The sequence below is a fragment of the Streptomyces sp. CA189 genome (assembly GCF_056428985.1).
The window spans coordinates 20,725-37,839 of the sequence record NZ_JBWJVM010000038.1; the positions used below are offsets into that span (position 1 = coordinate 20,725).

15 protein-coding genes are annotated in these 17,115 nt (G+C 70.4%); 6 read left to right on the top strand and 9 right to left on the bottom strand.

What is annotated here, in order from left to right; all coding sequences use genetic code 11:
- Positions 1–23: 23 nt before the first annotated feature.
- Positions 24–1,202 carry an ABC transporter substrate-binding protein gene (locus AC061S_RS25515; RefSeq protein ID WP_478688230.1) on the bottom strand — a complete coding sequence of 393 codons (1,179 nt, stop codon included), beginning with the start codon at positions 1,200–1,202 and terminating at the stop codon, positions 24–26.
- A gap of 119 nt (positions 1,203–1,321) precedes the next feature.
- Positions 1,322–2,761, bottom strand: a complete 1,440-nt coding sequence (locus AC061S_RS25520; RefSeq protein ID WP_478688231.1) for a gamma-aminobutyraldehyde dehydrogenase — start codon at positions 2,759–2,761, stop codon at positions 1,322–1,324.
- A gap of 171 nt (positions 2,762–2,932) precedes the next feature.
- Here AC061S_RS25520 and AC061S_RS25525 point away from each other — a divergent pair, with 171 nt between their 5' ends.
- The 6 genes from AC061S_RS25525 to AC061S_RS25550 all read left to right on the top strand — a co-directional run bounded on the left by AC061S_RS25525 (position 2,933) and on the right by AC061S_RS25550 (position 8,972).
- Positions 2,933–3,436: an Lrp/AsnC family transcriptional regulator gene (locus AC061S_RS25525; protein ID WP_073910973.1), complete on the top strand. Its 504-nt coding sequence runs from the start codon at positions 2,933–2,935 to the stop codon at positions 3,434–3,436.
- Complete coding sequence (locus tag AC061S_RS25530) at positions 3,421–4,800, top strand: aspartate aminotransferase family protein (protein ID WP_250743863.1); 1,380 nt, start codon at positions 3,421–3,423, stop codon at positions 4,798–4,800. The genes AC061S_RS25525 and AC061S_RS25530 overlap by 16 nt, the downstream gene beginning before the upstream one ends.
- A 185-nt stretch (positions 4,801–4,985) precedes the next feature.
- A complete protein-coding gene (locus tag AC061S_RS25535) occupies positions 4,986–5,786 on the top strand; it encodes an ABC transporter ATP-binding protein (RefSeq protein ID WP_478688232.1) in 801 nt (266 codons plus the stop codon).
- A complete protein-coding gene (locus tag AC061S_RS25540; RefSeq protein ID WP_478688233.1) occupies positions 5,768–6,841 on the top strand; it encodes a hypothetical protein in 1,074 nt (357 codons plus the stop codon). The genes AC061S_RS25535 and AC061S_RS25540 overlap by 19 nt, the downstream gene beginning before the upstream one ends.
- Before the next feature lie 26 nt (positions 6,842–6,867).
- On the top strand, positions 6,868–7,965 hold the full coding sequence (locus tag AC061S_RS25545; RefSeq protein WP_478688234.1) for an LOG family protein: 1,098 nt from the start codon (positions 6,868–6,870) through the stop codon (positions 7,963–7,965).
- Between the two features lie 101 nt (positions 7,966–8,066).
- A complete protein-coding gene (locus tag AC061S_RS25550; protein ID WP_478688235.1) occupies positions 8,067–8,972 on the top strand; it encodes a DMT family protein in 906 nt (301 codons plus the stop codon).
- A gap of 271 nt (positions 8,973–9,243) precedes the next feature.
- Here the strand turns inward: AC061S_RS25550 and AC061S_RS25555 are convergent, their stop codons facing one another.
- The 7 genes from AC061S_RS25555 to pyrH all read right to left on the bottom strand — a co-directional run bounded on the left by AC061S_RS25555 (position 9,244) and on the right by pyrH (position 16,963).
- A complete protein-coding gene (locus tag AC061S_RS25555) occupies positions 9,244–10,266 on the bottom strand; it encodes an ABC transporter ATP-binding protein (protein WP_478688236.1) in 1,023 nt (340 codons plus the stop codon).
- Positions 10,266–11,882: an ABC transporter permease gene (locus tag AC061S_RS25560; RefSeq protein ID WP_478688266.1), complete on the bottom strand. Its 1,617-nt coding sequence runs from the start codon at positions 11,880–11,882 to the stop codon at positions 10,266–10,268. Before AC061S_RS25560 ends, AC061S_RS25555 begins: the two co-directional genes overlap by 1 nt.
- A gap of 59 nt (positions 11,883–11,941) precedes the next feature.
- A complete protein-coding gene (locus AC061S_RS25565; RefSeq protein WP_478688237.1) occupies positions 11,942–13,039 on the bottom strand; it encodes a thiamine ABC transporter substrate-binding protein in 1,098 nt (365 codons plus the stop codon).
- 251 nt (positions 13,040–13,290) lie between these two features.
- Positions 13,291–14,403, bottom strand: coding sequence for a dual-specificity RNA methyltransferase RlmN (rlmN, locus tag AC061S_RS25570; RefSeq protein ID WP_243337645.1), 1,113 nt, complete (start codon positions 14,401–14,403; stop codon positions 13,291–13,293).
- A 93-nt stretch (positions 14,404–14,496) separates the two neighbouring features.
- Positions 14,497–15,576 carry a phosphatidate cytidylyltransferase gene (locus AC061S_RS25575; RefSeq protein WP_478688238.1) on the bottom strand — a complete coding sequence of 360 codons (1,080 nt, stop codon included), beginning with the start codon at positions 15,574–15,576 and terminating at the stop codon, positions 14,497–14,499.
- Positions 15,576–16,133, bottom strand: coding sequence for a ribosome recycling factor (gene frr / locus AC061S_RS25580; RefSeq protein WP_112453867.1), 558 nt, complete (start codon positions 16,131–16,133; stop codon positions 15,576–15,578). The genes AC061S_RS25575 and frr overlap by 1 nt, the downstream gene beginning before the upstream one ends.
- A 50-nt stretch (positions 16,134–16,183) precedes the next feature.
- Positions 16,184–16,963, bottom strand: coding sequence for a UMP kinase (gene pyrH / locus AC061S_RS25585; RefSeq protein WP_243337648.1), 780 nt, complete (start codon positions 16,961–16,963; stop codon positions 16,184–16,186).
- Positions 16,964–17,115 lie beyond the last annotated feature (152 nt).

Here is a 17,115-nt window from a genome sequence, read left to right on the forward strand (position 1 = left end):
GAGCAGGCCCCTGGCCCCTGCTCTCAAAGACCGACGATGCCGTTCCAGCGCTTGGCGAAGGACGAGCGCTCGGCGGAGGAGATGTCGCGGGCCACGACGAGCCGCTTGCGCATGTCCTCGTCCGGGAAGATCAGCGGGTTCTCGGCCAGTTCGGCGGTCTCCTGGTCGTCGGAGGCGGCCAGTACGTCGCGGGCGGCCGGGACCGGGCAGACGTAGTTGACGTAGGCGGCGAGCAGCGCGGCGACCTCCGGGTCGTAGTAGAAGTCGATCAGGGCTTCCGCGTTGGCCTTGTGCCGGGCGAGGTTGGGGACGAGCAGGCTCTCCGCCCAGAGCTCGCCGCCTTCCTCGGGAACCACGAACTCGATGTCGGGGTTGTCGGCCTGAAGCTGGATCACGTCTCCGGAGTAGGCCTGGCAGGCCAGTACGTCGCCCTTGCCGAGATCGGAGGTGTAGTCGTTGCCGGTGAAGCGGCGGATGTGCTTCTTCTTCACCATGCTCTCCACCTGGTCGCACATCCGGTGGAAGTCGGATTCGGTCCACTGGGTCACGTCGACGCCGTTGCCCTGCATCAGCAGGGAGAAGGACTCGTCGAGGCCGGAGAAGAGCGTGACCTTGCCGGCCAGGTCCGGGTGCCACAGGTCCTTGACGGACTTGATCTCCCGGCCGAGGGCCTTTCGGTTGTAGGCGATGCCGGTGATCCCCGACTGCCAGGGGACGGTGTGCAGCCGGCCCTCGTCGAAGGCCGGGGAGCGCAGCTGCGGGTCCAGGTGCTTGGCCACGTTCGCCTGCGCCGAGCGGTCCATCTTCTGGGCCCAGCCCAGGCGTACGAAGCGCGCGGCCATCCAGTCGCTGACCACGACCAGGTCGTGACCGGTCTGCCGGCGGTTCATCAGCGACGGGCTGATCTTGCCGAAGAACTCGTCGTTGTCGTTGATCTCCTCGGTGTACCGGACCTCGATGCCGGTCTTCTCCGCGAAGGCGTCCAGCGTCGGGCGCCTGCTCTCGTCCTCTTCGTCGGTGTCGATGTAGAGGGGCCAGTTGGAGAAGGAGACGCTCCGGTCGCTCTCGGAGTGGTCCTGTCCCTCCCGCCGGCTCTCGGGGACGTACGCGGCGGGGACACCACAGCCGGGAAGGGTGGCCAGCAGCCCCGCGGCACCGAGGCCGCGCAGCGCCGCGCGACGGGAAAAGGCGAGTTCAGGCATGGGAGGAGCCTTGTGGAACGCCGAAGGGGCGGGCAATAGACAAGGTGTCTACTACCCGCCCCTTCAAGGCTGTGACCTGGTCGATGCGGCGGCCGGCAGGCCGCCCGCCCGGCCCTGGGTCAGCCGTTGAGCGAGGTCATGACGTGCTTGATGCGCGTGTAGTCCTCGAAGCCGTAGGCGGAGAGGTCCTTGCCGTAGCCGGACTTCTTGTATCCGCCGTGCGGCATCTCGGCGACGAGCGGGATGTGGGTGTTGATCCACACGCAGCCGAAGTCGAGGTTCTTGGACATCCGCATCGCGCGGCCGTGATCCTTGGTCCACACGGACGAGGCGAGGGCGAACTCGACGTCGTTCGCGTACGCCAGGGCCTGGTCCTCGTCCGTGAAGGACTGGACCGTGATGACGGGGCCGAAGACCTCGTTCTGGATGATCTCGTCGTCCTGCTTGAGGCCGGAGACCACGGTCGGGGCGTAGAAGTAGCCCTTCTCGCCGACCCGGTGGCCGCCCGCCTCGACCTTGGCGTGGGCGGGGAGGCGCTCGATGAAGCCCGCGACCTGCTTGAGCTGGTTCGGGTTGTTCAGCGGGCCGTAGAGCACGTCCTCGTCGTCCGGCTGACCGGTCTTGGTGTCGGCTGCGTTCTTGGCCAGCGCCGCGACGAACTCGTCGTGGATCGACTCGTGGACCAGTACGCGGCAGGCCGCGGTGCAGTCCTGGCCTGCGTTGAAGAAGCCCGCGACGGCGATGTCCTCGGCGGCCTTGGCGATGTCGGCGTCCTCGAAGACGACGACGGGGGCCTTGCCGCCCAGCTCCAGGTGGACGCGCTTGACGTCCTTGGAGGCGCTCTCGGCGACCTGCATGCCCGCGCGCACCGAGCCGGTGATGGAGGCCATCGCCGGAGTGCGGTGCTCGACCATGGCCCGGCCGGTGTCGCGGTCGCCGCAGACGACGTTGAAGACGCCCGCGGGCAGGATCGAGCCGATGATCTCGGCCATCAGGATGGTGGAGGCCGGGGTGGTGTCCGAGGGCTTCAGGACCACGGTGTTGCCCGCGGCCAGCGCCGGGGCGAACTTCCAGACGGCCATCATCATCGGGTAGTTCCACGGCGCGACCTGGGCGCAGACGCCGACCGGCTCACGGCGGACGATCGAGGTCATCCCCTCCATGTACTCGCCGGCCGAGCGGCCCTCCAGCAGGCGCGCGGCGCCCGCGAAGAAGCGGATCTGGTCCACCATCGGCGGCAGCTCCTCGCTGGCCGTGAGGCCGAGGGGCTTGCCGGTGTTCTCCGATTCGGTGGCGACCAGCTCGTCCGCGCGGGCCTCGAAGGCGTCCGCGATCTTCAGCAGAGCCTTCTGGCGCTCGGAGGGGGTCGCGTCGCGCCAGGCCGGGAAGGCCGCCGCGGCGGCGGCCATGGCGGCGTCGACGTCCGCCTGGCCGGAGAGGGGAGCGGTCGCGTACGCCTCGCCCGTGGCGGGGTTGACCACCTCGGTGGTCCGCCCGTCGGCGGCGTCCTTGAACTCCCCGCCGATGTAGTTGCGCAGACGACGCAGTTCGGTGGTCACTACAGCCACACTCCTGTGATCACATGTCCAGTGGTTGAGACAGCTACTCAGCCTAGCCTCTCAGACGCCGTTTTCGACAGGCCTACACATCACGAACTACGGAATCAGTGAGATCTGACTCCCCAAACAACGAATTACATCGTTCTCGCCTTGCGGAACAGACGACTCCTCGTGCACAGTGAGGTCGTGGTCAGTCGAAGCGCAGATTCCAGGAACAGACAACCGTCCCCTTCGGTCGATGCTGTGTCCCTGGCGATCATCGAGCAACTGCAAGAAGACGGCCGGCGTCCGTACGCGGCGATCGGCAAGGCCGTGGGCCTGTCCGAAGCGGCGGTGCGCCAGCGGGTCCAGAAGCTGCTCGACCAGGGCGTCATGCAGATCGTCGCCGTCACCGACCCGCTCACCGTGGGGCTCCGGCGCCAGGCGATGGTCGGCATCAACGTCGAGGGAGACCTCGACCCGGTGGCCGACGCGCTGACCGCGATGGCCGAGTGCGAGTACGTGGTGATGACCGCGGGCTCGTTCGACCTGATGGTGGAGATCGTCTGCGAGGACGACGACCACCTGCTCGAAACGATCAACAAGAAGATCCGTGCGCTCCCCGGCGTGCGATCAACCGAAAGCTTCGTTTACCTGAAGCTGAAGAAGCAGACCTACATGTGGGGAACGCGATAGCCGTGAGCCAGGACCTCTCCAAGACCGCCTACGACCACCTGTGGATGCACTTCACCCGCATGTCGTCGTACGAGAACTCGCCCGTACCCACCATCGTGCGGGGCGAGGGCACTTACATCTTCGACGACAAGGGCAAGCGCTACCTGGACGGTCTTGCCGGCCTGTTCGTGGTCAACGCCGGTCACGGCCGCAAGGAACTGGCCGAGGTCGCGTACAAGCAGGCCCAGGAACTCGCGTTCTTCCCCATTTGGTCGTACGCGCACCCCAAGGCAGTCGAGCTCGCCGAGCGCCTCGCGCACTACGCCCCGGGCGACCTGAACAAGGTCTTCTTCACCACCGGTGGCGGCGAAGCGGTCGAGACCGCCTGGAAGCTCGCCAAGCAGTACTTCAAGCTGCAGGGCAAGCACACCAAGTACAAGGTCATCTCGCGTGCGGTCGCCTACCACGGCACCCCGCAGGGCGCCCTGTCCATCACCGGCCTGCCGGCCCTCAAGGCCCCCTTCGAGCCGCTGGTCCCCGGCGCGCACAAGGTGGTCAACACCAACATCTACCGCGCCCCGATCTACGGTGACGACCCCGAGGCCTACGGCCGCTGGTGCGCCGACCAGATCGAGCAGGAGATCCTGTTCGAGGGCGCCGACACCGTCGCCGCCGTCTTCCTGGAGCCGGTGCAGAACGCCGGCGGCTGCTTCCCGCCGCCGCCCGGGTACTTCCAGCGGGTCCGCGAGATCTGCGACGAGTACGACGTGCTGCTCGTCTCCGACGAGACGATCTGCGCCTTCGGCCGTCTCGGCACGATGTTCGCCTGTGACAAGTTCGACTACATCCCGGACATGATCACCTGTGCGAAGGGCATGACCTCGGGCTACTCCCCGATCGGTGCCTGCATCATCTCGGACCGCCTCGCCGAGCCGTTCTACAAGGGTGACAACACCTTCCTGCACGGCTACACCTTCGGTGGACACCCGGTGTCCTCCGCGGTGGCGCTCGCCAACCTCGACATCTTCGACAAGGAAGGCCTCAACCAGCACGTGCTGGACAACGAGGACGCCTTCCGCTCGACGCTGGAGAAGCTGCACGACCTGCCGATCGTCGGCGACGTCCGCGGCAACGGCTACTTCTACGGCATCGAGCTCGTCAAGGACAAGGTCACCAAGGAGTCCTTCACGGACGAGGAGACGGAGCGCGTGCTCTACGGCTTCCTCTCCAAGGCGCTCTTCGAGAACGGCCTGTACTGCCGCGCCGACGACCGTGGCGACCCGGTCATCCAGCTGGCCCCGCCGCTGACCGCCGACCAGGGCACCTTCGACGAGATCGAGGGCATCCTGCGCCGCGTGCTCACCGAGGCCTGGACCAAGCTCTAACCAGCCGGCGTCCTCCCACCGTCCCGCAGGCGGCAAACTGCCGGACCACACGGCCCGGATCCCCCGTTCGAGTGAGAACGCGGGGGTCCGGGCCGTGTGCTGTCACCATCCAAGACGTTCATCTCTTTACATCTCATTGCGGTGCCAGTGACCAAGCGGGCTCCGCTTCGTTCCCCCGGACGGAGGTGTACGCCATGGTGGCTCCACGGGACAACGCTCCACCGGACCATGCTCGGCCGGACAACGCCCTGCCCCAGGACGATCTGCTCTGGGCACGGTCCCTTCACTACTCCCACGGAGGTTCGCCGGGACTCATCGGGGTCTCGATCGGCGTCCGCGCGGGAGAGATCCTCGCCGTCACGGGCCCCCGCGGCAGCGGCAAGACCACGCTGCTGAGCTGCCTGTCCGGACAGGTGCGCCCCGAGCAGGGCGAGGTCTGGTTCAACAGCGTCCCCGTGCACACCATGGGCACCCTGGCCCGCGAGCGGCTGCGCCGCGACCGCTTCGGCTGGATCGGCCCCGAGCCGCGGCTGCTGCCCGAGCTCCGGGTGTGGGAGAACGCCGCCCTGCCGCTGCTGATCGCGGGCGTGCCCCACCGCACCGCGAAACGGGCCGCCTGCGAATGGCTGGACCGCCTCGACATCGGCGCCTTCGCCCGCAAGCACCCCGGCGCCCTCAACCGATCCGAGTCCCAGCGCGTCGCCCTCGCCCGGGCCCTCGCGAACCTGCCCGCCGTGATCTTCGCCGACGAGCCCACGGCCCCACTGCACCGCGCCGAGCGCTCCCTGCTGCTGCGCACGCTCACCACGGCCGCCCGCTCCCACGGCATCACCGTGCTGCTGGCCACCCACGAAGAGGAGACCGCGGCCGTCGCCGACCGGCGGTTCGCCCTGCTCGACGGCAGGCCGGCGGCCGCCGCCGGGCTCTCCCCGACCTCCTTCCCCCAGCCCCCGGAGGACCAGGCCGCGTGCTCGCTCTCCGCCTAGCCCGCGGCTCCCGGCCGCTGGTCCAGTTGCGCCGGCTGCTCGTCGCCGCCGCCTCGGCCGGCAGCGGCTTCCTGCTGCTGTACGTGCTCGCGCAGGCCACGGCCCGGCCCGCCGGATCGTTCCCTCAGCTGCTGTGGGCGCTGGTCCCCCTCGCCGTCACCGTCCAGTTCGCCGTCGCCGTGGCCCGTACCGACCCCGCGACCCGGCCCCTCGAAGGGCTGGACGCCGCCGGGCTGGGACCCGTACGGCTCACCCTGGTCGCGACGATCTCCACCGCCGTGGCCTGCGCCCTCGGCAGCGCCGTGGCCCTGGCCGTCTTCCTCCACCTGCGCGGGGACGTGACCGGGCTGCCCTTCGACGGCGCCGGGGCGCGGCTGCTCCACGCCGACCAGCCCCTGCCCGTGGCGGCCGCCCTCACCCTCTTGGCCCTGCTCCCGCTGGCCGCCTCGATCGCCACCGCCCTCGCCCTGCGCCCGCACCCCCGGCCCGCGCCGCAGACCGCACTGCCCTGGGGCATCGCCCTCACCGCCTGCGGACTCGCCGCGCTGGCCTTCGCCCGCCCCGGCGGAGCCGGCGTGCCGACGGGCTGGGCACTGACCGCCCTCGGCCTCGCCCTCGCCGGTCCGGGTCTGGCCTACGCCTGCGGGGCGCTCGTCCAGGCCGTCCGCCCGGGCGCGCTCCGGCTGCTGGCCGGGCGGGCCCTCCAGGAGGAGGCCCCCCGTCTGGGCGCACCCCTCGGCGTCCTGTGCGCCATCGGGGCGGGCGCCCTCAGCGCCCTGGCCCTGCGTGATCACGGCGGGCTCCAGGTCCCGCTCGGCCCGCTGACCGCGCCCGCCGCCGCCCTGGTGGCGCTGTGCGCGGCCGCCACCCTGCTCACCTCGGCCGTCGAGGTCCGCCAGGCCCGGTCCGCCACCCGCGAGACCCTGACCGCGCTCGGCGCCCCCGGCAAGGTCCTCCGTACGGCCGCGACCGTACGGGCCACGGCACTGGTGGCCGTGTGCCTGCCGCTCAGCTGGGGTGTGTCACAGCTGACGTCGCTGGCATCGACCCGCTGAGGGCAGCAGCCCTTAGGGTGGGCCGAATGGTCAACGCAGACATCGAGATCGAGACCCTCGCCGAATTCGACCAGGTCGTGGCGCGCGGCTCGCTCAGCGGGTACCGGATCCAGTCGGTCAACCTGCTGGAGCGGACCTTCGCGCTGCTGTCCGCCGACACCTCGGCCGCCGTGTTCCTGGGCTGCGCGATGGAACCGGACGCCTCGGTCAAGGTGCGCGCGGACGGCGCCCTGGTCTTCCCGCCCGTCCCCGACCTCCCGTTCAACCCGTACCGGGGCCTGCTCTACACGGCCGAGGAGCTCTTCACCGGGCTGTCCGCCGGCTACGAGACCACTCCGGACGCCGAGGCGTACGCCTGGTTCCAGGAGACCAAGGCGGACGGCGACATCTACTCCTCGATGCTGCGAGCCATCCACGACGACGCCATCTCCGACGCCCTCGACGAACACCTCTCCGGCGCCCGCGTGGTCGGTGTGATGGGCGGCCACGCCATGGCCCGCGGCGGCGACGCGTACCGGGGCGCGGCCGAGCTCGGCCGGACCCTGACCCGCTCCGGGCTGACCGTGGCCACCGGTGGCGGCCCCGGCGCGATGGAGGCGGCCAACCTCGGCGCGTACCTCGCCCCGGCCCCCGACGAGGCCCTGCCCGAAGCCCTGCGGATGCTGGCCAAGGCCCCCTCGTTCACCCCGTCCGTCTCCGACTGGGCGCGCGCGGCCTTCGCCGTACGGGAACGCTGGCCGGCGATCACGGGCGGCGACTCGGTGGGCATCCCGACCTGGTTCTACGGACACGAGCCGCCGAACCCCTTCGCCGGGCACATCGCGAAGTACTTCGCGAACGCCACCCGGGAGGACGGGCTGCTCGCCCGGTCCAACGCGGGCGTGGTGTTCCTGCCCGGCGCGGCCGGCACGGTCCAGGAGATATTCGACAACGCGACGCCCAATTACTACGCCTCCCGGGGCGAGCCCACCCCGATGGTCCTCGTCGACCGCCCCCACTGGACCGAACGGCTGCCCGCCTGGCCACTGCTCCAGGCGCTGGCCCGGGGCCGGGCGATGGAGTCCCGGATCGCCCTGGTCGACTCGGTGTCCGAGGTCCCGGCGGCCCTCGCCGCGATGAACTGACTTGGACAACCTGACCCGGTCAGGCAACTCCGCTCCCCTTTTCCACGTCTGGAAGAGGTACGCACTACGTAAAACCTGCCAGACGTGAACGGAGCCCTCGGGTGCTCATAGGCCTGCTGACCGCTATCGCGGCGTCCATCTGCTACGGCACGGGATCCGTCCTGCAAGCCGTGGGCTCACGGCGGGCGGCCCGTATGTCGCCCGCCGCCGCCGGGGTCACCCAGCACGGCGGACCGAACCTCACCTCCACGGCGAAGGCCGCGATGACCTGGGAGTTCATCGTCGGCACGATCCTGGACTTCGTGGGCTTCGGCCTGGGCGCCCTGGCCGCCCGCCTCCTGCCGCTCTTCCTGTCCCAGACCGTCATCAGCGCCAACCTGGTGATCACGGCCGTGCTGAGCGTCAAGCTGCTCGGCATCCGGCTGACCCGCAAGGAATGGACCTCGATCGGGGTCGTCTGCGCGGCGCTGGTCCTGCTGGCGACGGCGGCGGGCCACGAGGGCGGCCACTACGCGCCGCCCGCCACGCACTGGTGGCTCCTGGCGGTCACCATGCTGATCATCGTGGGCGGCACGGTGGCGGTACGTTTCCTCGGCGCCCGGGCCGCGATCCTGGCGGGCCTGCTGTCGGGTCTGGCGTTCGGCGCGCTGGGCGTCGGGGTCCGGATCCTGAACGGCATCGAGCCGTTCTCCCTCACCGCGCTCCTCACCGACCCGGCCCTGTACGCCATCCTCCTGGCCGGGGTCGGCGGCATGTACCTGCACACCGTGGCGCTCCAGATCGGCTCGGTGAACGGCGCCACCGCCGCCCTGGTGGTCGGTGAAACCGTGCTCCCCGGCGCGATCGGCGTGCTCTGGCTCGGCGACGCGTCCCGCCCCGGCATGGCCTGGCTCGCGGTCCTCGGCTTCGTCCTGGCGGTGACCGGCGCGGTGGCGGTCGCCTGGTACGGCAACCACGAGGGCGCCCACGGAGACGTCCCCACCCCGGAACCGGCCCCGGTCGGCTGAAGGCGGCATCGCCGGCGGTTGGTCTTCCCAGCCGTCCGGCGTTTGAGGACCGGGGTCTGGGGCGGAGCCCCAGGGGGTCCGGGCGCAGCCCTGACCTCTCCCCATCCAGCCCGTCCGGCGCTTGAGGACCGGGCTCCGGGCCGAGCCCGGGGAACGGTGGAAGGGCGGGTAGGGGAATTCCGCCCCGCGCAGCGGCAAGAGTCGCGGCGGGGAATTCCGCCCCGCGCAGCGGCAAGAGTCGCGGCGGGAAAATCCGCCCCGCGCAGCGGCCCTACTCCCCCGGCAGCACGACCACCTCGCCCGGGGCGAAGATCACCGCGACCCGCTCCCCGACCGCCGGCGCCCCGGCCAAATCACACTCGGCCTCCAGCTGCGGCCCCACCTCGGGCCGCAGCAGCAGCGCGACGTGCGTCCCCCGGAAGGTCCGCGACACCACTTCGCACCCCAGCCCCCCGGGCGACAGCAGAACCCCCGCCGGCCGGATCAGGACTTGGCACTCCCCCGCCACGGCCCCCGCCGGAACGGCCACCTTCCCCCACGGAGTAGCGGCGACCCCGCCCGACACCACCGCCGGGACGACGTTCTCGAAGCCCAGGAACCGCGCCACGAACTCCGACGCCGGCCGCTGCCACACCTCCAGCGGGGTCCCCGCCTGCGCGATCCGCCCGTCCCGCATCACGACCACCCGGTCGGCCAGCGCGAACGCCTCGCCCTGGTCGTGCGTGACGGCCAGCACCGTCGTGCCCAGCCGCGAGAACAGCCCCTGCAGCTCCACCACGAGCCGCTCCCGCAGCCCCCGGTCCAGCTGCCCGAGCGGCTCGTCCAGCATCAGCAGCCGCGGCGAAGGCGCCAGCGCCCGCGCCAGCGCGACCCGCTGCTGCTCGCCGCCGGACAGCGAAGCCACCGCCCGGCCCTGCGCCCCGGGGAGACCGACCAGCTCCAGGAGCTCGGTGATCCGGGCCTCGGAGGCCTGCTGCGAAGCCCCCCGCATCCGCAGCCCGAACGCGACGTTCCCGCCCACGTCCCGGTGCGGGAACAGCTGGTGGTCCTGGAACATCAGGCCCACCCCGCGCCGGTGTACGGGCACTGCGGCCTGGTCGGCGCCGCCCAGGAGCACCCTCCCGGCGGCGACGGGCTGGAGCCCGGCCACTACCCGGAGCAGGGTGGACTTGCCGCTCCCGCTCGGGCCCAGCACGCACACGATCTCGTGCTCGGTGACCGCCAGGTCGACGGCGTCCACGACCGCGCGCTCACCGAAGCGGACCGACACCCCTTCCAGCTGAAGCAGGGTCATCAGAACTCTCCGGAGGTCTTGTCGGGTCGCAGCCGCTCCAGCAGGAGCAGGGACACCGCGCACGTCAGCATCAGGATCGTGCTCAGGGCCATCGCCTGCCCGTAGTTCATCTCCCCGGCCCGCCCCAGCAGCCGGGCCACGGCGACCGGCAGCGTCGGGTGGTCGGGCCGCGCGATGAAGACGGTCGCCCCGAACTCCCCGAGGGACACCGCGAAGGCGAAGCCCGCCGCGATCAGCAGGGCCCGCCGCACCATCGGCAGGTCCACCTCCCGCCAGGCCCGCAGCGGTGAGGCCCCGAGCACGGCGGCGGCCTCCCGCAGCCGCCCGTCCACCGCGCGGAGCACCGGCAGCATGGTCCGTACGACGAAGGGAACGCCCACCAGCGCCTGCGCCAGCGGCACCAGGATCCACGAGGTCCGCAGGTCCAGCGGCGGCTCGTCGAGGGTGATGAGGAAGCCGAAGCCCACGGTCACGGCCGACACCCCCAGCGGGAGCATCAGCAGCGCGTCGAAGCCCCGTACGAAGCGGCCCGCGCGCCGGGTCAGCGCCGCGGCCGCGAGCCCGCCGACGACCAGCGCGATGGCGGTGGCGGCGAGCGCGTACTGCAGGGAGTTCCAGATGGCCTCCAGCGGCGGCACCAGGAACGTTCCGCCGCCGGCGCCCACCTCCTGGAGCGCCCGGTAGAAGCCGAAGCCGTAGCCGCCGGGGGCGTCGAGGGAGCGTTCCACGAGCACCCCGAGCGGGAGCACGATCAGCAGCGCCACCGTCAGCAGCACCCCGCCGAGCAGGGTGCGCTGGGCCCAGCCGCGCACCCGGTGCGTGGTCCGGGCCGGGTCCACGAGCCGCAGCGCGGTCTCCCGCTTGCGCACGGTCCAGGCGTGCACGCCGAGGATCGCGCCGATGGCCGCGAACTGCACCATCGTCAGCACGGCGGCCGTCGGCAGGTCCAGGAGCTGCGCGGTCTGCCGGTAGACCTCCACCTCCAGGGTGGAGTACGCAGGCCCGCCCAGGATCTGCACGACGCCGAAGGAGGAGAACGTGAACAGGAACACCATCAGCGAGGCGGCGGCCACCGCCGGGACCAGCGCGGGCAGCGTCACCCGCCGCCAGGCGGCGAACCGCCCGGCGCCCAGCACCCGGGCGGCCTCCTCCTGGCGCGGATCGAGCTGCGCCCACAGTCCGCCGACCGTGCGGATGACCACGGCGTAGTTGAAGAAGACGTGCGCGAGCAGGATCGCCCAGACGGTCGTGTCGAGGCGGATCCCCCACACCTCGTCAAGAAGGCCGTTCCGCCCCACGAGCGCCAGGAACGCGGTGCCGACCACGACCGTCGGCAGCACGAACGGCACCGTCACGAGCGCCCGCAGCAGTTGTTTGCCGGGGAACTCGAAGCGCGCGAAGACGTACGCGCCGGGGAGCGCGATCAGGAGCGTGAGCGCCGTGGACGCGAGCGCCTGCCAGGTGGTGAACCAGAGCACGTCGCCGATGTCGGGCCGGGCCAGCACCTCGCCGATCCGGCCGAACTGCCAGCCGTCGTCGGTCTTGAGCCCGCGCCCGACGATCGCGGCGACGGGGTACGCGAAGAACAGCCCGAAGAAGGCGAGCGGCACGGCCATCAGACCGAGCCTGGCGGCCGTGGCCCGCCCGCTCTCCTTCGGAACCCTGCTCACTCGTCCTACTTCACGACGAGGGTGGTCCACGTCTTGACCCACTGGTCGCGGTTCTTGGCGATGTCCTCGGGGGTGACCGTCTCGGGCTTCTCGATGACGACGCCGTGCTTGGTGAACAGCTCCGGCAGCGCCGCGTCCTTGGTCACCGGGTTCACGAACATCTGGAGCGGCATGTCCTCCTGGAACTTCTTGGAGATCAGGAAGTCCAGGAGCGCCTTGCCGCCCTCCTCGTTCTTCGCGCCCTTGAGCAGGCCCGCGAACTCGGTCTGCCGGAAGCAGGTGCCCGTCGCGACGCCCGTCGGGGCCTCGGCCGGCTGCGGCTCGCCGTAGAGCACCTCGACCGGCGGGCTGGAGGCGTACGAGACGACCAGCGGGCGGTCGCCCTTGGCCTTCTTGCCGCCCGCCGAGCCGGAGAAGCGCTCGTTGTAGGCCTGCTCCCAGCCGTCGACGACCTCGACGCCGTTGGCCTTGAGCTTGGTCCAGTAGTCCTTCCAGCCCTCGCCCTGGTACTTGCCGACGGTGGCGAGGAGGAAGCCGAGGCCCGGCGAGGAGGTCGCGGCGTTCTCGGTGACCAGCAGGTTCTTGTACTCCGGCTTGATCAGGTCGTCCAGCGTCTGCGGCGGGGCGAGCTTCTTGTCGGCGAAGTAGGCCTTGTCGTAGTTCACGCAGATGTCGCCGGAGTCGACGGGGGTGACCCGGTGCTCCTTGTCGAGCACGAACTCGGGCTTCACGTCGGCCAGCCCCTTGGCCTCGTACGGCGTGAAGATGCCGTTGTCGAGGGCCCGGGAGAGGAGCGTGTTGTCCACGCCGAAGAAGACGTCGCCGCGCGGGGAGCCCTTGGTGAGGATCTCCTGGTTCAGGGCCGCGCCCGCATCGCCCGACTTCAGGACCTTGACGGTGTAGCCGCTCTGCGCCTCGAACTCCTTGAGGACCGTGTCGGTCACGTTGAAGGAGTCGTGCGAGACCAGGGTGATCGTCTTGGACTTCGGGACGTCGCTCGCCCCTGCGGACTTGTCCTTGGCGCCGCCGCCGCAGGCGCTGAGCGTGGTGACGCCGAGCGCGGCCACGAGCGCGACGCCCGCCATCTTCTTGGTGGTGCTCATTGGTGCATTCCTCCTGGGATGTCCAGGAGAAGACGCGGCCCTGCCCGGCGCTCTGTGGAGCGGACGCCGGGCAGGGCGCAACAGCTTGAGTGGTGACCGAACTTCCTACCCCGAATGACCGGGGCGAGGTTCAGAGGGTCTGCGGTGACGGTTACCGCACTCTCAGCGCTGTGGCGCTCCCCTGTCGGAATATGAAATTGGTTCGGCCACAGGGTACCCCGTGGCCGAATGCAAACCTTAACTGGCGGAAATCAGCGCTCCGAGGCGGCGAGCTGGCCGCACGCGCCGTCGATCTCCTGACCACGGGTGTCGCGTACGGTCACCGGCACCCCGTGACGGGCGATGGCATCCACGAACGCCTTCTCGTCCTCGGGCCGCGAGGCGGTCCACTTCGAGCCCGGCGTCGGGTTCAGCGGGATCAGGTTGACGTGCACGCGCTTGCCCTTGAGCAGCTTGCCGAGCAGGTCGCCGCGCCAGGCCTGGTCGTTGATGTCGCGGATCAGGGCGTACTCGATGGAGATCCGGCGGCCGGACTTCTCCGCGTACTCCCAGGCCGCGCCGAGCACCTCGCGGACGTTCCAGCGGGTGTTCACGGGGACCAGGGTGTCGCGCAGCTCGTCGTCCGGGGCGTGCAGGGAGACGGCGAGACGGCACTTGAAGCCCTCGTCGGAGAAGCGCAGCATCGCCGGGACCAGGCCCACGGTGGAGACGGTGATCCCGCGCTGGGACAGGCCCAGGCCGTCGGGCTCCGGGTCGGTGAGGCGGCGGATGGCGCCGACGACGCGGTTGTAGTTGGCGAGCGGCTCGCCCATGCCCATGAAGACGATGTTCGACAGCCGGGCGGGCCCGCCGGGGACCTCGCCGTCGCGCAGGGCGCGCATGCCGTCGACGATCTGGTGCACGATCTCGGCCGTCGACAGGTTGCGGTCGAGACCGGCCTGGCCGGTGGCGCAGAACGGGCAGTTCATGCCGCAGCCCGCCTGCGAGGAGATGCACATGGTGACCCGGTCCGGGTAGCGCATCAGCACGGACTCGACGAGCGTGCCGTCGTGCAGCTTCCACAGGGTCTTGCGCGTGGTGTCGTCATCGCAGGAGATGTGGCGGATGACGTTCATCAGGTCCGGCAGCAGCTCCTGCTGGAGCTTCTCGCGGGAGCCGGCGGGGATGTCGGTCCACTCGGCCGGGTCGTGCGCGTACCGGGCGAAGTAGTGCTGGGAGAGCTGCTTGGCCCGGAAGGGCTTCTCACCGATCGCGGCGACCGCCTCCCGGCGCTCCTCGGGGGTGAGGTCGGCGAGGTGCCGGGGCGGCTTCTTCGCTCCACGAGGGGCGACGAAAGTGAGCTCTCCCGGGACTGGGCGGGCCATGGCAGGTACTCCTTGTAAGACGAAAGGCGCGCCGCAGAAGCAGCGCGCCTTCCAAGAGTAACCGCCCCGCCTGTACGGGCGCCTTTTCGCAGGTCAGCCGGTGCCGACGAAGGCCGCGAGCAGCAGCCAGACCACCGGGGCCGTCGGAAGCAGGGAGTCCAGCCGGTCCATGATGCCGCCGTGGCCCGGCAGCAGCGTGCCCATGTCCTTGATCCCGAGATCCCGCTTGATCATGGATTCCCCGAGGTCGCCGAGCGTGGCGCTGACCGCGACGGCGAGGCCGAGCACCAGGCCCTGCCACCAGACGCCCCCGTCGATCAGGAACTCCATGCACAGCGCGCCGGCCCCCATCGCGAAGGCCACCGCTCCGAAGAGCCCCTCGCGGGTCTTTCCGGGGCTGATGCGCGGGGCGAGCTTGGTCTTGCCGAAGCGCCAGCCGACCGCGTACGCCCCGGTGTCGCTGACCACGGTCAGGAGCAGGAAGGTGATCACCCGCTGCGGCCCGTCGTCGGCGGTGAGCAGCATCGCGACGAAGGTGGCCAGGAAGGGCACGTAGAACGCCGCGAAGGCACCCGCAGTGACGTCCTTGAGGTAGTCCTCGGGCGGCTCGGTCATCCGCCAGACGAGGACGGCCAGCACCGTCAGCGCCATGGCCACCCAGGCGCCCTCGGCCCCGCGGACGTACCCGGCGATGACCATCGCCGCACCGCCGATCGCGAGCGGGACCAGCGGGGCCTTGATGCCCTTCTTCTCCTGGAGCCGCGAAGTGAGCTCCCACAGGCCGACCACGACCGCCACGACGACGACGCCGACGAAGACCGCCTTGACGATGAGCAGCGAGGCGAAGATCACCGCACCGAGGCCCACTCCGACCCCTATGGCGGCACGCAGGTCCCGCCCGGCACGCTTCTTCTGAGGCGGTGGCGAGGCATCCTGCGGTGCCGGCGAAGGCGGGGTCGGCGGGGGGCTGGGCATGGGCTCCTGCGGCGGCGTATCGGCGCGGAAGAGGGGGCCGCCGTCAGCGGCGGCCCCCCGATCGCGTGCTTCCCGGTCGTCGAAGTCACGGCCGGCGGCATCGGGCACGATGGGCATGGGCCGAGTGTGCGGGCCCACCAGCGCATCGTAGGCGGGACCCGCCGGAACCGGCTCCGGCTGCCAGGAAGAGTCGTTCATCAGACTTCGAGGAGCTCGGCTTCCTTGTGCTTGAGCAGCTCGTCCACCTGCGCGACGTACTTCGCGGTGGTGTCGTCGAGCTCCTTCTCGGCGCGGCGCACCTCGTCCTCGCCGGCTTCCTTGTCCTTGACGAGCTTGTCGAGGGCGTCCTTCGCCTTGCGGCGGATGGCGCGGATCGACACCTTGGAGTCCTCGGCCTTGGTGCGCGCGACCTTGATGTACTCCTTGCGGCGGTCCTGCGTCAGCTCGGGGAAGGTCACCCGGATGATGCTGCCGTCGTTGCTGGGGTTGACGCCCAGGTCCGAGTCGCGGATGGCCGTCTCGATGTTGCGCAGGGCGCTCTTGTCGAACGGGGTCACGATCGCCATGCGCGGCTCGGGGACCGAGAAGGAGGCGAGCTGGTTGATGGGCGTGATGGCGCCGTAGTACTCCGCCACGATCTTGTTGAACATCGCCGGGTGCGCACGACCGGTGCGAATCGCGGCGAAGTCTTCCTTGGCGACGACGACGGCCTTTTCCATCTTCTCCTCGGCCTCGAGGAGGATCTCTTCGGTCACCACGTGCTCCTGCATGTCAGAAATGGATGGTTCAGGCGGACGGGGCCTGCTCAGGCCCGGGTGCCCTGGTCGCTCACGAGCGTGCCGATCTTCTCACCCTTGACGGCGCGCGCGATATTGCCCTCGGCGAGCAGCTCGAAGACCAGGATGGGCAGCTTGTTGTCGCGGCACAGCGTGATGGCGGTGGCATCGGCGACCTTGAGGTCGCGCGACAGCACCTCGCTGTACTCCAGCGCGTCGAACTTCACCGCGTCCGGGTTCTTCTTCGGGTCGGAGTCGTAGACCCCGTCGACGCCGTTCTTGCCCATGAGCAGGGCTTCCGCGTCGATTTCCAGGGCGCGCTGGGCGGCCGTGGTGTCGGTGGAGAAGTAGGGCATGCCCATGCCGGCGCCGAAGATGACCACGCGGCCCTTCTCCAGGTGGCGCACGGCGCGCAGCGGAATGTACGGCTCGGCGACCTGGCCCATGGTGATGGCCGTCTGGACGCGGGAGTCGATGCCTTCCTTCTCCAGGAAGTCCTGGAGGGCGAGGCAGTTCATGACCGTGCCGAGCATGCCCATGTAGTCGGACCGGGCCCGGTCCATGCCGCGCTGCTGGAGTTCGGCGCCGCGGAAGAAGTTGCCACCGCCGATCACGATCGCGATCTCCGCGCCGTCGCGGACCACCGCGGCGATCTCGCGGGCGATGGCGTGGACTACGTCGGGGTCGACGCCCAGTCCTCCGCCACCGGAGAAGGCTTCGCCCGACAGCTTCAGCATGAAGCGGCGGCCCTTCTTGTCCTGGTCGCTCTTGTCGTCGGAAGCGGTGTGGGTGTCCACGCCCTGATTCATGGAGATCTCCTCGTGCACATACGAAGAAGGCCATTGCCGGTGGGTCCTCGCGGTTCCCTCTACGGCAATGGCCTCCTCGTCAGATCTGCGGTCGCCCTGCGCGAACGCGGGCGACTGCTTCAGACCCTACCGGGGTCCGGTGTCCGTCGCGT